This is a genomic window from Paenibacillus sp. fava2 (assembly GCF_058313675.1).
The window spans coordinates 6,619,023-6,632,618 of the sequence record NZ_CM177755.1 but is presented as its reverse complement, the minus strand read 5'-3'; the positions used below and the strand labels follow the sequence as shown (position 1 = coordinate 6,632,618).

The following is a 13,596-nucleotide window of genomic DNA, read 5'->3' as shown; positions in this document are numbered from 1 at the left end:
CTTTGCTGTTAATAGGGTTCAAGAGAGATTAAACAGTCCGAGTGTGGCGCACTTCTGCGATTCCTTGGCGACCACCTCGTCCATATTGATGTTAAGCAGATTGCAGAGGGCGGACATATAGAACAGCTCACGCCCCAGTTCGGAGGCGACCACCTCGCGGCAGTTCTCGCACAGCTCGCCTTCCAGATGAGTGCCTGCGAGCTCCTTGGCTTGTTCGAGTCCAAGCGCCGGTTCAAATACCTGCTTGGTGGCGTGCAGCTGGATGCAACCGCATTCGGTTATGGCTTTGACGACAGCACGGTTAACGGATGCGCTGCTCTGGCCGTTTTTGGACATGACATCCAGCAGACTACGGTGACGGAGCAGCAGTTCGGAGACTTGATCCTGAAAGGCCTGTAAACTTGGTGCGCTCATTTTCCATTCACCCCTGGGTTCTTAATTGAGTTCATTATATGCCAGTACCCCCCTGTTTTCAACGGGAATAGGAGTTCCTGACAACCTTTACATAACCGGTAACTTTTTTCTGGAGAAAATAAGCGTGCCTGCGATTACCAACCTGAGAATTGGAACATACTGGAGAGGTATAGATCATTTCAGGATGAATAAAAGGAGGTGCGTAGGGTTATGTGGAAAAAAATTGTTTTGACGCTTGCCGGGTTATTGGGAGCCTGGTCCGGCTATTCGCTATACCATACGGCAGAAAAGGGATTTCCGCAGGGGATGGACAGATTGACAGGCGATCTGCCTCTGGATGGGAGCATTTTGTTTACGGTGCTGGGAGCCATTATTTTTTTGATTGCGGGGACTTTATGCGCGGATTGGGGCGGCTCGAAGCTGCGGGAGGCGGTAACGTACTGTTCGCGTATACCGATGAAAGAAATGGCTGCAGGCGCCGCCGGGCTGACCGGAGGGCTTCTGCTATCCCTGCTGCTGTATCCGGCTATGGACTGGCTCGGCAAAGCTGGCGATCTGCTGCAGGTGGCGGCTACCCTGGCGCTCGGTTATATGGGGCTGCGGATCGGTCTGGAAAAGAAAGAAGAACTGGCGTCGCTCTGGGCAACTGGACGCTGGGGGCAGACAGAAGAGCCGGAAGGCCGGGGGCCTGAGGAACATAAAATTCTGGATACGAGCGTCATCATCGACGGACGGATCGCCGATATCTGTAAGACAGGCTTTATTGAAGGGACGATTGTTATACCGGAATTCGTGCTTGAGGAGCTGCAGCATATTGCCGATTCTTCGGACCTCTTGAAGCGTAACCGCGGACGGCGCGGCCTGGACATCCTCAACAAAATCCAGAAAGAGCTCGATGTGAAGGTCCTCATCTACGAAGGGGATTTCGAAGAGATCTCCGAGGTGGACAGCAAGCTGGTCAAGCTGGCAAAGGTGCTGCGCGGCAAGGTGGTCACGAATGATTTTAACCTGAATAAGGTTTGTGAGCTGCAGGGTGTGTCTGTGCTGAACATCAACGATCTGGCCAATGCGGTTAAACCGGTTGTGCTGCCCGGAGAGGAAATTATCGTACAGGTCATTAAGGACGGCAAGGAGCACGGCCAGGGGGTAGCTTATCTGGATGACGGCACGATGATTGTCGTTGAAGGCGGGCGCGAGTATATCGGCACTACGATGGAAGTGCTGGTTACGAGTGTGCTGCAGACCTCTGCGGGCAGAATGATTTTTGCCAAGCCGAAGCTGCTGGAAAAAGCGCAGTAAGCGCCTTGACGTAGGCTCTAATATGTCTTACGGGTTGGAAATGCCCGCCAAACACGTTATGATGGGGATATACGTGAAAGACAGGAGCCTAAAGACATGTCAAACAGTGTGGGCGCCGTAATTGTGGCGGCAGGCAAAGGGACAAGGATGGGGACCGCTGAGAGCAAGCAGTACCTGCTGCTGCAGGATAAACCGGTTATCGTTCATACGCTTGAGGTGTTCCAGCGGCATGAGCTGATCTCCGAGATTGTGCTGGTGACCGGTGAAGCGGATATCCTCCGCTGCCGGGAATGGGTGGAGGCTTACAGGCTGGATAAAGTGAAGGCTGTTATTGCCGGCGGAGCGGAGCGGCAGCATTCCGTGTACAAGGGACTGCAGGCGCTGGAGACAGACTGGGTCATGGTTCATGACGGCGTACGCCCGTTTGTAACGGCAACGGAGATCAGCGCCTGTTACAGCAAGGCTGCCCAGACCGGGGCGTCAGTGCTTGCTGTACCGGTTAAGGATACTATTAAGCAGGTTGATGGTGCAGGCCAAGTGGTGGCTACACCTGACCGGCGAAGTCTGTGGGCGATTCAGACCCCGCAGACTTTTCGTCTGTCTGAGCTGATGGCGTCCTATGAAGCGGCGGAGCGGGACGGATTTCTTGGTACCGATGATTCCAGCCTTGCGGAACGCAGCGGTATTACGGTCTCAGTGGTGGAGGGAAGCTACAGCAATATCAAGCTGACAACACCGGAGGATCTGGATTTTGCAGAGTTTACACAAAGAAACAGGGGAGAGGGTTAACAGATGATAGCTGTAGGACAAGGATTTGATGTACACCAGCTGGTAGAGGGAAGACCGTGTATTATTGGCGGTGTAACGATTCCTTATGAAAAGGGGCTGCTGGGCCACTCCGATGCGGATGTGCTGCTGCACGCAGTCAGCGATGCCATCCTGGGAGCTTTGGGGCTTGGCGATATCGGCCGGCATTTTCCCGATACTGATCCGGCGTTCAAGGATGCAGACAGCCTGAAGCTGCTGGAGCATGTATGGGCGCTTGCCCGTGAACGCGGCTATAAGCTTGGAAATATTGATTCTACTATAATCGCACAGAAGCCCAAAATGGCTCCTTATATCCCGCAAATGACAGAGATTATTGCCAAAGCGCTGGGTGCTGAGGTTTCCAAGGTTAACGTAAAGGCAACAACGACGGAACAGCTCGGCTTCACCGGACGCGGCGAAGGAATTGCGGCACAATCTATTGTCTGCCTGCTCCAAGATGTGATATCATCTTGAGATGGCTATGCAAGGCCTAATTTTACCCATTATGAAGCGGAGGGAATTACAGTGGCGGATCAAGTCCGGGTGCGTTATGCACCGAGCCCTACGGGACATTTACATATCGGAAATGCCAGAACGGCATTGTTTAACTATCTGTTTGCCCGGAATCAGGGCGGCAAATTCATTATCCGGATCGAAGATACAGACGTAAAGCGCAACGTTGCCGGCGGCGAAGAAAGCCAGCTGAAGTATTTGAAATGGCTGGGCATCAACTGGGATGAGAGCGTAGATGTAGGCGGGGAATACGGACCGTACCGTCAGACGGAACGTCTGGATCTGTACCGCGTATACTGGCAGGATCTGATTGACCGCGGTCTTGCTTATCGCTGCTACTGCACGGAAGAAGAGCTGGAAGCAGAGCGTGAGGAGCAGGCCGCACGCGGCGAAACTCCGCGATACTCCGGCAAGCACCGCAATCTGACTGAAGAGCAGCGCCTTGCCTTTGAGGCGGAGGGACGTATTGCGAGCATCCGTTTCCGGGTGCCGGAAGACCGTACCTATACCTTTGACGATATCGTTAAGGGCAGCATCTCCTTCAATACCAAGGAAATGGGCGACTTTGTCATCGTGAAGAAGGACGGAATTCCGACCTATAACTTTGCGGTTGCCGTCGACGATCATCTGATGGAAATTTCCCATGTACTGCGCGGAGAAGACCATATTTCGAACACGCCGCGCCAGCTGATGATTTACGAGGCACTGGGCTGGGAAGCTCCGCTGTTCGGCCATATGACGCTGATTGTCGGCGATGACCACAAGAAGCTGAGCAAGCGCAACGAGTCCATTATTCAATTTATCGAGCAGTATGACCAGCTGGGCTACCTGCCTGAGGCGCTGTTCAATTATATTTCTCTGCTAGGCTGGTCGCCCGAAGGGGAGGAGGAGATCTTCAGCCAGGAAGAGCTGATCTCGATCTTTACCGCTGACCGCCTGTCGAAGAGCCCGGCAGTGTTCGACAAGAACAAGCTGGCACATATCAACAACCACTATATCAAACATGCAGACCCTCAGCGGATTGCACGCCTTGCTATCCCGCATCTTCAGAAAGCAGGCCGGCTTCCGGCAGAGCTGAATGAAGAGCAGCAGACTTGGGCCGAAAGCCTTGTAGCGCTGTACCAGGAGCAGATGACGGCAGCATCAGACATTGTTGCGTTGTCCGAGCTGTTCTTCCGCAGCCATCTGGAGCTGGAGACGGAAGCAGCCCAGGTGCTTGCCGAGCCGCAGGTGCCGGAGGTATTGTCCGCATTCCTGGCTAAGGTGGAAGCTACTGAGGACTTCACTGCTGCGAACATGGCAGTGCTGATTAAAGAAGTGCAGAAAGAAACCGGCCATAAGGGTAAAGGGCTGTTTATGCCGATCCGTGTGGCCCTGACCGGCCAGACGCATGGCCGTGATCTTAATGTGACAATTGCCCTGCTTGGACGCAACCGGGTAATTGAACGTCTGAAATCACAAATTAAAGGGAACTAGGCTGCAGAAGGCCGCGTATAACCCTTGTCAGTCCAGGTTCTTTTCGCTAAGATAGAGACATATTGTAATAGCTGTGATCAGGAGAAGTATGCGTATAAAGACAATTGCCAGAGAGAATAACCGCTGAGGATCTGTTTCCTACGTGGCTGGGAGTTATTCACTTGTCTTCCGCAGAACATGCGCCTGTGAGCTGTGCGGCTGAGCGGTTCCACCAGAGGAGCGTTAGGCTGTGCCGGGAACGTTGCCGTTATTAACGCAAGAGGGACAGCATCAGCAGCAGGCCGGTAACGGCAATAAGCGCTGATACATGATCCAAGCAGAGTGGAACCGCGGTTTAACGCCTCTGCAGCTTTGAGCTGCAGAGGCGTTTTTTGTCGGAATATAAGGAGAATTCAGTGCCATGCAGTGGCGGGTTACAAAGCGGGTTGATACTACCTTCGCCAAGCGTACCTGTTAACAGGAGGCGGCGAAGCCAAGAAGAGGGGAAACGTGATGTTTAAGCATATAAAGTCGGATATCCGGGCTGTATTCGACAACGATCCTGCGGCGCGGAGCAAATTCGAGGTTGTGTTTACTTATGCCGGACTTCACGCAATATGGGCGCACAGAATCGCCCATTCCCTGTATACCCGCCGGTGGTTTACACTGGCACGGATTGTCTCGCAGTTCAGCCGGTTCATGACCGGTGTGGAGATCCACCCCGGTGCGCGGATTGGTAACCGGCTGTTCATTGACCACGGCATGGGGATCGTCATCGGTGAAACCTGTGAAATTGGCGATGACGTCATTATCTATCAGGGGGTAACCCTTGGCGGTACGGGGAAGGAAAAGGGCAAGCGTCATCCGACGGTCGGCAACAATGTAGTTATCGGTTCAGGGGCAAAAGTACTGGGATCCTTCCGGATCGGCGATAATTCCAATATAGGCTCCAATGCAGTCGTTCTGCGGGAAGTTCCGAACAACAGTACAGTCGTGGGCAACCCTGGACGTGTAGTCAAGCGCAACGGGGAACGGGTATCCGACCGCCTGGATCATACCAAAATGCCCGATCCGCTCATTGATTCCCTGCGGTTTCTGCAGAAGGAAATTGAGGAGCTGCGCGAGCAGATGGGTAATGAGGATAAACAGAAGGCCGAGCAGCGGAGGCTGGAAAGCCAGCAGTATATCGGAGATTATGAAATTTAAAGATTGCCGGAGTTTAAGTGAATCCCGGAACAACAGAAAGGATTGGGAACAGAAATGGCTTTGCAAATCTACAACACTATGACACGCAGTAAAGAAGAGTTTGTACCGCAGGAGCCGGGCAAAGTGAAGATGTACGTATGCGGACCTACAGTCTATGGCTATATGCATATCGGGAATGCCAGACCGGTTATCGTTTTTGATATGGTGCGCAACTATCTGGAATCACTCGGCAATGAAGTGCGTTATCTGACCAACTTCACTGATGTGGATGACAAAATGATCCGTAAAGCGGAAGAGATGAACATCACTGTGGCCGAGGTTGCGGATATGTTCATTGCGGCTTATCAGGAGGATCTGGCCGGACTCGGCGTGAAGCCGGCGACCATGAATCCGCGGGTTACGGAGAGCATGGATAAGATTATTGAGTTTATCAAGGAGCTTGAAGAGAAGGGCTACGCCTATGAGAACGGCGGGGATGTGTACTACCGTACCGGTAAATTTGCTGATTACGGCAAGCTGTCCCGCCAGAACCTGGAGGAGCTGCGCTTCGGTATCCGTGTCGAAGTAGATCCCCGTAAGGAAAACCAGGAGGACTTTGTGCTGTGGAAGGCGGCCAAACCGGGCGAGGTGCACTGGGCAAGTCCATGGGGAGAGGGACGGCCCGGCTGGCACATCGAATGCTCGGCGATGGTCCGCGAATATTTAGGCAAGACTATCGACATCCATGGCGGCGGAGAGGATCTGAAGTTCCCGCACCATGAATGCGAATGCGCACAGACCGAAGCGCTGACTGGTGAGCCCCTGTCGAATTATTGGATGCATAACGCGTTTCTGAACATCGGCGACGAGAAAATGTCGAAATCTCTGGGTAACGGCCTGCTTGTAAAGGATATCCGCGCCCGCTTTAAGGCAGGGACAATCCGGTATTTCATGCTCTCCAGCCATTACCGCAATCAGCTGAACTTTACGGAGGAAGCATTGCTGTCCGCCGAGAAGAGCGTGGAACGGATTGCTCTTGCTGAGAGCAATGTGAAGCACCGGCTTGAACTGGCTCCTGAAGGGGCTGAGGGTGAAGCAAGTGCTCCGGTTACCGAGCGGCTGGCTGCGATCACCGGCAGTTTTCATGCGAAAATGCAGGATGATTTCAATACGCCGGATGCCATCACCGCCGTGTTTGACTGGGTGAGCCTGGCGAATCAAACGCTGGCCAAGACGGATGCTGCGGCGGCAGATCTCGCAGCGCTGCTGAAGACTTACGCTGAAATGAATGCTGTATTAAACCTGACTCCTGAGCTTGAAGCTGAGGTGGCAAGTGAAGAGGTTGAACGTCTGATTGCTGAACGGGCGGAAGCGCGTAAGAACAAGAACTGGAGCCGGTCCGATGAGATCCGTGATGAGCTGAACAGCCTCGGCATTCTGCTGGAGGATACTCCGCAGGGAATGCGGTGGCGGCGCAAATGAGCAGCGGGTTTAATCTAGATCAGGCCTGGTTCCCGTACGAGCCTTCGCAGCCGGCCCGGCTACTCTCGCCAATCGTCCTGGCCTATGCCGGGGATGCCATCTATGAGGTTGCGGTAAGGCAGTATCTGATCTCGCTGCCGAATCTCCGGCCTAATCATCTGCACAGGACGGCCACCGGACTCGTCTCTGCCAAAGCGCAGAGCACTATTCTTGCCTATCTGGAGCCGCAGCTGACCGATGAGGAGAAGGATGTGGCCCGCCAGGGTCGCAACGCCAAATCAGGCACGATTCCCAAAAATGCCGATGTGCTCGAATACCGTCATGCCACGGCATTTGAGTGTCTGATCGGACATCTGTATTACACGGGACAGCAGGCGAGAATTCAGGAGCTGGTCCACAGCAGTATCCAGTATATGATGAACCGGTCCAAGTGAGGCCGTTAAAGATAAAGAACAGGAGGCGTGATCATGGAAGAACTAAAGACGGAAGAGGAAATACTGGCCGGCAAGCATTCAGTGCTTGAAGCGCTCCGCGCCGGCCGTACACTGAACAAAATCTGGGTCGCTGAAACGGCGCAGAAGCATTTAACGGCGCCTATTATTGCAGAAGCACGCAAGGCGGGCATCGTAATCCAGCATGTCGACAAGCGGAAGCTGGATCAGCTTGCACCCGGAGTGCAGCATCAGGGGGTAGTGGCCCAAGCAGCACCTTTTGCCTATACTGAGGTGTCTGATATTCTGGCAGCAGCCGAAGCTAAGGGAGAACCGCCGTTTCTGATTCTGCTCGATGAAATTGAAGACCCGCATAATCTGGGCTCCATCCTGCGTACGGCGGACTGCACCGGGGTGCATGGCGTAATTGTTCCGAAGCGCCGCTCGGCGCAGATTACAGCGACAGTCTCCAAAACATCAGCAGGCGCTGTAGAATACGTTCCTGTTGCCCGGGTTACCAATCTCGGACAGACCATTGACCGGCTGAAGGAGCTGGGCGTCTGGGTAGTGGGCACGGATGTCGCTACGGATCAGAATCTGTATGAATCAGATATTTTTACCGGACCGGTTGCAGTCGTTATCGGCAATGAGAATAAAGGCATGGGCCGGCTGATCCGCGAAAAATGTGATGTGCTGCTTAAGCTTCCAATGGCCGGCAAAATCAATTCCCTTAACGCATCCGTTGCTGCCGGCGTTATTATGTATGAGGTGCTGCGCCGCCGGCATCAGCAGGGATAGCTATGGCTGACTGGCGCGATGTGCTGCTGGTGGATGGATACAACATGATAGGCGGCTGGCCGGAACTCGCGGCACTCTCGCTGACCGGCATGCAGGAGGCGCGTGACCGGCTGCTGGATATGCTGGCCGATTATCAGGCATTCACCGGGCGGCGCGTTATCGCCGTGTTCGATGCTTACCGTGTCCCGGGACTCGGGCGTTCTTTTGTACAGGGGAAGGTACAGGTGGTCTTCACTAAGGAAAAAGAGACGGCGGACGAATGCATCGAGCGACTGGTGGGGGAATACACTCACCGGCGCCGGCAGATCTATGTGGCAACCAGCGATTTCGTGGAACAGCATGTCATTTTTGCCCAAGGGGCTCTGCGTGTCTCCGCCCGTGAGCTGAAGGTGGAAATTGAAGAGAACCAGAAGCTTGTCAAAAAGGCGATAGAACCGGAAAGCATCAGCTCCAAACGGCACTCACTGGAAGAAAAGCTCCCGCCGGATATGCGCAAACGACTTGAAGACTGGCGGCGGCAATGAATTAGCTGAAGCACTCTGAGTAGAAAAATGCCATTAAATGTTATTGAAGATTGTTTTTGGACAATATCCGGTTGACGTTGTAAGGTAACATAATATATACTGTTCCTATATTTTAGCTAAGTAACGATGTGTCTTGCGTTGCAGCCGGGGGGATTCTTGGTGAGTGTCGACCTCAAGGAAATAATGCTTTCCGAGTATGATTTCATAAGTGATGAAGAGATTGTCGAGATCTTCCGTAGTGGCGACAGCGGCGCATTGGAACACTTAATTAACAAGTACCGTAATTTCGTACGCGCCAAGGCCCGCTCCTATTTTTTAATCGGGGCTGACCGGGAGGATATCGTGCAGGAAGGCATGATTGGCCTGTATAAGGCAATCCGTGACTTCAAGGGCGACAAGCTTTCTTCATTCAAGGCGTTTGCCGAGCTTTGCATTACCCGTCAGATCATTACCGCGATTAAGACGGCTACCCGCCAGAAGCATATTCCGCTCAACTCCTACGTATCTTTGGACAAGCCCATCTATGATGAGGACTCCGACCGGACACTGATGGATGTGATCTGCGGCACCCAGGTGCTGGATCCGGAAGAGCTGATTATTAACCAGGAGGAATTCATCGGACTGGAAGATAAGATGGCGGAGATCCTGAGCGATCTGGAACGCAAGGTGCTGATGCTTTATCTGGACGGACGCTCCTATCAGGAAATTGCCGAGGATCTGAAGCGGCATGTGAAGTCTATTGATAATGCATTGCAGCGGGTCAAACGGAAATTGGAAAGATATCTGGAAGTGCGTGACAATTAATGATATAATGTTAATGAAAGGCTCGGACATCGAGTCTTTTTTTAGTGTTTTGCTGGCTTCTGTATCTGGATTAGACGAGAATTTGGACGCTTGCGGTTGGAACAGGTTTACACAAAGTCGGAATGCTCCATAATGATAGGGAATAACCGTGTTCAGCGGGAAAAAGGCAGAGCAAGGACTACATGCGGCACACGACTACAAACCCGGAATTACCCAGCGCGATAGGGCAATTCTTTCGTTGACACAGACGTTGACATTATGCTAAAGTGTTTTAGGTAGGCCTAAATTCGCGGGTTTTTTTTAGGATCAATATTTGCGTCTTCTAATTTAAATTAGAAGTACGTCTTCGGGAGGTGCACATCATGCGGGTAATTATCACTTTGGCTTGTACAAGTTGCAAACAAAGAAACTATGCGACAACCAAAAACAAGCGAAATCACCCCGACCGCTTGGAGATGAAGAAATTTTGCAAGTTCTGTAACGAGCAAACTCCTCATCGCGAAACCAGATAGTCTTTGGAGGTGTAGTCGGCGTGAAACGTAGTTTCAAGTCTCTGTTTTCCTTTTTCACTGAGAGCTGGAGTGAACTCAAAAAAGTTCGCTGGCCTAGCCGTAAAGAGCTGAAGAACTATACAATGATCGTTCTCGGTACAATTGTAGTTATCGCTGTTTACTTCTGGGTTCTGGACATCATTATTTCCGCTGTAATTGAAGCGATTATTTAGAGAGGTCCAAGGTGGCTTGGTATGGAAAAAAGATGGTATGTTGTTCATACCTATTCCGGGTATGAGAATAAGGTTAAGGCCAATTTGGAAAAACGCGTTGAGTCCATGGGCATGGAAGACAAAATATTCCGCGTTCTTGTTCCTATGGAAGAAGAGCTGGTAAACAAGGACGGTAAGAAAAAGACTGTCATGCGTAAAGTTTACCCTGGTTATGTTTTGGTTGAAATGGTTCAGACTGATGATTCATGGTATGTTGTCCGCAATACGCCGGGCGTTACCGGATTTGTCGGTTCGACAGGTTCCGGCTCCAAGCCTACCGCTTTGCTTCCGGAAGAAGTTGAACAAATTCTGAAGCATATGGGCATGGTTGAACCTAAAGCGAAGATTGATTTCGAAATTAAGGAATCCGTACGTATTATGGTTGGGCCTTTTGCGAATTTCGTGGGCTCCGTGGAAGAAATTTTGGCCGACAAGAGCAAGATCAAAGTGCATGTCAACATGTTTGGACGGGAAACCCCGCTGGAGTTGGATTTCACTCAAGTGGAAAAAATATAATAACAGTGTCAAGGGTTTCTTGTGGGAGAACGCGATGAGCGTTCGAATACCACTATTTTTGCAAGGAGGTGTCACTCATGGCTAAAAAAGTTATCAAAATGGTGAAACTGCAGATTCCTGCAGGGAAAGCGAATCCAGCGCCTCCAGTAGGTCCTGCGTTGGGTCAAGCAGGTGTCAACATCATGGCATTCTGTAAGGAATTCAACGCCCGTACTGCTGACCAGGCTGGTCTGATCATCCCGGTTGAAATTACAGTGTTTGAAGACCGTTCCTTTACTTTCATCACTAAAACTCCTCCGGCTGCCGTTCTGCTTCGCATCGCTGCTAAAGTAGAAAAAGGATCCGGTGAACCAAACAAGAAAAAAGTAGCGAAGCTCGGCCGCGCAGCGGTTCGTGAAATCGCCGAAACCAAAATGCCTGACCTTAACGCTGCATCTGTTGAAGCTGCAATGCGTATGGTTGAAGGTACTGCCCGTTCTATGGGTATCACAATCGAAGACTAATATGTATTCGATGAACCGGTCATTCATGACCGCAATATGTGGGAGGAATTTCCGCTAACACCACAAAGGAGGAACATTTTCATGGCTAAACATGGTAAGAAATACCTGGAATCTGCTAAGCTGATCAACAGCGAAGCGACTTACGAGCCTTCAGAAGCTGTAGAGCTTGTGAAAAAGGCGGCAACTGCCAAATTCGACGAAACCGTTGAAGCAGCAGTTCGTCTGGGTGTAGACCCGCGTAAACAAGACCAAGCAGTTCGTGGTGTTGTTGTCCTGCCACACGGCACTGGTAAAACACAACGCGTGCTTGTATTTGCAAAAGGTGAAAAAGCGAAGGAAGCGGAAGCTGCCGGCGCGGATTATGTTGGCGATCAGGATATGATCAACAAAATCCAACAGGGCTGGTTTGAGTTCGATGTCTGCGTAGCTACACCTGATATGATGAGTGAAGTCGGTAAACTGGGTCGTCTGCTCGGTGGTAAAGGCCTTATGCCTAACCCTAAAGCTGGTACTGTTACTTTCGACGTTACCAAGGCTGTGCAAGAAATCAAAGCCGGTAAAATCGAATACCGTCTCGATAAAGCAGGTCAAATTCACGCGCCTATCGGCAAAGTGTCCTTTGCTCCTGAACAACTGAACGAGAATCTTAAAGCTCTTATCGACGCTTTGAACCGGGCGAAACCGGCTGCTGCTAAAGGTGTATACCTTAAAGGCATCGCTATTTCTTCCACAATGGGACCAAGCGCACGTGTGAGCACAGCTGCTTACAGATAATTAGGGGTTGACTCTTGGAGTTATCTCTGATAATCTATAACAGTTGTACTTAAGGTGATCATTCTTAAACTTGAATATGCTTACCGTAGACAGTAGGTGCCTTAAGGCTTAATTTCCTACCGAGGTGTTGTGATAGAAATATAAAGTACCGGGCATCTGCCTTGAGACTTTCCTTTTATCAAGCCTTCGTGATTCTGCGGAGGCTTTTCTAATGCCTGCGTAGGAACGGCGGAGATTCTTTGGAAGAGAACGCCGTCACATAAATTTTCAGGAGGTGTATACAATTGGCAAATGCAAAAGTAATCCAAGCTAAACAGGATGCGGTTGATGTTGTTACCGGCAAACTGCAGAACAGTATCTCTACTGTTGTTGCGGACTACCGCGGTCTGAACGTTTCGCAAGTAACCGAACTGCGTAAGCAGCTTCGTGAAGCTGGCGTTGAGTTCCAGGTCCTGAAGAACACATTGCTTCGTCGTGCAACTGCAGCGGCTGAACTGACTGATCTGGATGCAGTACTGACTGGTCCTACAGCCATCGCCTTCAGTGAAACTGACGCAGTAATTGCTGCCAAAATTTTGAACGACTTCGCTAAGAAGAACGACGCTCTGAAACTTAAGGGTGGCGTAGTAGAAGGCAAAGTTGTAGATGAGGCGCAAATCAAGGCACTGGCAGAACTTCCTTCCCGCGAAGGTTTGCTCTCCATGCTGCTTAGCGTGCTTCAAGCTCCAATGCGCAACTTCGCGCTTGCAGTTAAAGCTGTCGCTGAAAAAGAAGAACAAAGCGCGTAAGCCTTTGTCTCGGGTCTCGTAACACAAACACAAACAAATTTAATTATAAAATGGAGGTTCAACCATGAGTAAAGAAGCAATCTTGGAAGCAATTAAAGGCATGAGCGTACTGGAACTGAACGACCTGGTTAAAGCAATCGAAGAAGAATTCGGCGTAACTGCTGCAGCTCCAGTTGCAGTAGGCGGCGGCGCAGCGGCAGCAGCTGTTGAAGAGCAAACTGAATTTGACGTAATCCTGACAAGCGCTGGCGCTTCCAAGATCAACGTTATCAAAATCGTTCGCGAAATCACTGGTCTGGGCTTGAAAGAAGCTAAAGACCTGGTAGACAACGCTCCTAAGCCAATCAAAGAAAAAGTAAGCAAAGAAGATGCTGATGCTACCAAAGCAAAATTGGAAGAAGCAGGCGCAGCTGTAGAAGTGAAGTAATTTCGCTTCCATAAAGCATTACCCCGGATAGAGGTAATTCTCTTCCGGTTCTTGCAACCCCCTTGAACTTGTTCAAGGGGGTTGCTTTATAAAGAAGTTGTTACTTTGATAAG

The 13,596-nt window shown here is 51.1% G+C and carries 18 protein-coding genes and 1 other annotated feature; of the genes, 17 read left to right on the top strand and 1 reads right to left on the bottom strand.

Annotated features, from left to right (window positions below; genetic code table 11):
* Window positions 1–18 precede the first annotated feature (18 nt).
* Window positions 19–414 carry a nucleoside triphosphate pyrophosphohydrolase family protein gene (locus tag AC4G46_RS29365; RefSeq protein WP_039877428.1) on the bottom strand — a complete coding sequence of 132 codons (396 nt, stop codon included), beginning with the start codon at window positions 412–414 and terminating at the stop codon, window positions 19–21.
* 210 nt (window positions 415–624) lie between these two features.
* Here AC4G46_RS29365 and AC4G46_RS29360 point away from each other — a divergent pair, with 210 nt between their 5' ends.
* The 17 genes from AC4G46_RS29360 to rplL all read left to right on the top strand — a co-directional run bounded on the left by AC4G46_RS29360 (window position 625) and on the right by rplL (window position 13,483).
* The gene (locus AC4G46_RS29360) at window positions 625–1,713 is read left to right on the top strand and encodes a PIN/TRAM domain-containing protein (RefSeq protein ID WP_491125741.1); all 1,089 of its coding nucleotides are present in this window, start codon (window positions 625–627) and stop codon (window positions 1,711–1,713) included.
* A gap of 96 nt (window positions 1,714–1,809) precedes the next feature.
* Window positions 1,810–2,502: a 2-C-methyl-D-erythritol 4-phosphate cytidylyltransferase gene (gene ispD / locus AC4G46_RS29355; protein ID WP_491125740.1), complete on the top strand. Its 693-nt coding sequence runs from the start codon at window positions 1,810–1,812 to the stop codon at window positions 2,500–2,502.
* Window positions 2,503–2,505: 3 nt separating this feature from the next.
* Complete coding sequence (gene ispF / locus AC4G46_RS29350) at window positions 2,506–2,994, top strand: 2-C-methyl-D-erythritol 2,4-cyclodiphosphate synthase (RefSeq protein WP_491125739.1); 489 nt, start codon at window positions 2,506–2,508, stop codon at window positions 2,992–2,994.
* A gap of 51 nt (window positions 2,995–3,045) precedes the next feature.
* A complete protein-coding gene (gltX, locus tag AC4G46_RS29345) occupies window positions 3,046–4,509 on the top strand; it encodes a glutamate--tRNA ligase (protein ID WP_491125738.1) in 1,464 nt (487 codons plus the stop codon).
* A gap of 492 nt (window positions 4,510–5,001) precedes the next feature.
* On the top strand, window positions 5,002–5,694 hold the full coding sequence (cysE, locus tag AC4G46_RS29340; protein WP_068727707.1) for a serine O-acetyltransferase: 693 nt from the start codon (window positions 5,002–5,004) through the stop codon (window positions 5,692–5,694).
* Window positions 5,695–5,748: 54 nt separating this feature from the next.
* Window positions 5,749–7,155, top strand: a complete 1,407-nt coding sequence (gene cysS / locus AC4G46_RS29335; protein WP_491129003.1) for a cysteine--tRNA ligase — start codon at window positions 5,749–5,751, stop codon at window positions 7,153–7,155.
* Window positions 7,152–7,589, top strand: coding sequence for a Mini-ribonuclease 3 (locus AC4G46_RS29330; RefSeq protein WP_090719466.1), 438 nt, complete (start codon window positions 7,152–7,154; stop codon window positions 7,587–7,589). The genes cysS and AC4G46_RS29330 overlap by 4 nt, the downstream gene beginning before the upstream one ends.
* A gap of 33 nt (window positions 7,590–7,622) precedes the next feature.
* On the top strand, window positions 7,623–8,384 hold the full coding sequence (gene rlmB, locus AC4G46_RS29325) for a 23S rRNA (guanosine(2251)-2'-O)-methyltransferase RlmB (protein ID WP_090719464.1): 762 nt from the start codon (window positions 7,623–7,625) through the stop codon (window positions 8,382–8,384).
* 2 nt (window positions 8,385–8,386) lie between these two features.
* Entirely contained in the window at window positions 8,387–8,908 is a 522-nt protein-coding gene (locus AC4G46_RS29320; RefSeq protein ID WP_491125737.1) for an NYN domain-containing protein, read from the top strand.
* A gap of 159 nt (window positions 8,909–9,067) precedes the next feature.
* Entirely contained in the window at window positions 9,068–9,712 is a 645-nt protein-coding gene (gene sigH, locus AC4G46_RS29315) for an RNA polymerase sporulation sigma factor SigH (protein ID WP_068727698.1), read from the top strand.
* 362 nt (window positions 9,713–10,074) lie between these two features.
* Window positions 10,075–10,224 (top strand): 50S ribosomal protein L33, encoded by a 150-nt coding sequence (gene rpmG, locus AC4G46_RS29310; RefSeq protein ID WP_074086515.1) that lies wholly within the window; start codon window positions 10,075–10,077, stop codon window positions 10,222–10,224.
* Between the two features lie 20 nt (window positions 10,225–10,244).
* A complete protein-coding gene (gene secE / locus AC4G46_RS29305; RefSeq protein WP_068727696.1) occupies window positions 10,245–10,436 on the top strand; it encodes a preprotein translocase subunit SecE in 192 nt (63 codons plus the stop codon).
* A 21-nt stretch (window positions 10,437–10,457) separates the two neighbouring features.
* Complete coding sequence (gene nusG, locus AC4G46_RS29300; protein ID WP_020427084.1) at window positions 10,458–10,991, top strand: transcription termination/antitermination protein NusG; 534 nt, start codon at window positions 10,458–10,460, stop codon at window positions 10,989–10,991.
* Window positions 10,992–11,068: 77 nt separating this feature from the next.
* Window positions 11,069–11,494 (top strand): 50S ribosomal protein L11, encoded by a 426-nt coding sequence (gene rplK, locus AC4G46_RS29295; protein WP_019908208.1) that lies wholly within the window; start codon window positions 11,069–11,071, stop codon window positions 11,492–11,494.
* A gap of 81 nt (window positions 11,495–11,575) precedes the next feature.
* The gene (rplA, locus tag AC4G46_RS29290; RefSeq protein WP_068727692.1) at window positions 11,576–12,268 is read left to right on the top strand and encodes a 50S ribosomal protein L1; all 693 of its coding nucleotides are present in this window, start codon (window positions 11,576–11,578) and stop codon (window positions 12,266–12,268) included.
* A gap of 65 nt (window positions 12,269–12,333) precedes the next feature.
* Window positions 12,334–12,487: a sequence feature (ribosomal protein L10 leader region), on the top strand.
* Window positions 12,488–12,552: 65 nt separating this feature from the next.
* Complete coding sequence (rplJ, locus tag AC4G46_RS29285) at window positions 12,553–13,056, top strand: 50S ribosomal protein L10 (RefSeq protein ID WP_042202325.1); 504 nt, start codon at window positions 12,553–12,555, stop codon at window positions 13,054–13,056.
* A 64-nt stretch (window positions 13,057–13,120) separates the two neighbouring features.
* Complete coding sequence (rplL, locus tag AC4G46_RS29280; RefSeq protein WP_068727690.1) at window positions 13,121–13,483, top strand: 50S ribosomal protein L7/L12; 363 nt, start codon at window positions 13,121–13,123, stop codon at window positions 13,481–13,483.
* Window positions 13,484–13,596: the final 113 nt, after the last annotated feature.

Bases quoted from the DNA above. Each gene is read 5' to 3' on its own strand.
- AC4G46_RS29365 (WP_039877428.1), bottom strand. From the start codon at position 414: ATGAGCGCACCAAGTTTACAGGCCTTTCAGGATCAAGTCTCCGAACTG.
- AC4G46_RS29360 (WP_491125741.1), top strand. From the start codon at position 625: ATGTGGAAAAAAATTGTTTTGACGCTTGCCGGGTTATTGGGAGCCTGG.
- ispD (WP_491125740.1), top strand. From the start codon at position 1,810: ATGTCAAACAGTGTGGGCGCCGTAATTGTGGCGGCAGGCAAAGGGACA.
- ispF (WP_491125739.1), top strand. From the start codon at position 2,506: ATGATAGCTGTAGGACAAGGATTTGATGTACACCAGCTGGTAGAGGGA.
- cysE (WP_068727707.1), top strand. From the start codon at position 5,002: ATGTTTAAGCATATAAAGTCGGATATCCGGGCTGTATTCGACAACGAT.
- cysS (WP_491129003.1), top strand. From the start codon at position 5,749: ATGGCTTTGCAAATCTACAACACTATGACACGCAGTAAAGAAGAGTTT.
- AC4G46_RS29330 (WP_090719466.1), top strand. From the start codon at position 7,152: ATGAGCAGCGGGTTTAATCTAGATCAGGCCTGGTTCCCGTACGAGCCT.
- rlmB (WP_090719464.1), top strand. From the start codon at position 7,623: ATGGAAGAACTAAAGACGGAAGAGGAAATACTGGCCGGCAAGCATTCA.
- AC4G46_RS29320 (WP_491125737.1), top strand. From the start codon at position 8,387: ATGGCTGACTGGCGCGATGTGCTGCTGGTGGATGGATACAACATGATA.
- rpmG (WP_074086515.1), top strand. From the start codon at position 10,075: ATGCGGGTAATTATCACTTTGGCTTGTACAAGTTGCAAACAAAGAAAC.
- nusG (WP_020427084.1), top strand. From the start codon at position 10,458: ATGGAAAAAAGATGGTATGTTGTTCATACCTATTCCGGGTATGAGAAT.
- rplK (WP_019908208.1), top strand. From the start codon at position 11,069: ATGGCTAAAAAAGTTATCAAAATGGTGAAACTGCAGATTCCTGCAGGG.
- rplA (WP_068727692.1), top strand. From the start codon at position 11,576: ATGGCTAAACATGGTAAGAAATACCTGGAATCTGCTAAGCTGATCAAC.
- rplL (WP_068727690.1), top strand. From the start codon at position 13,121: ATGAGTAAAGAAGCAATCTTGGAAGCAATTAAAGGCATGAGCGTACTG.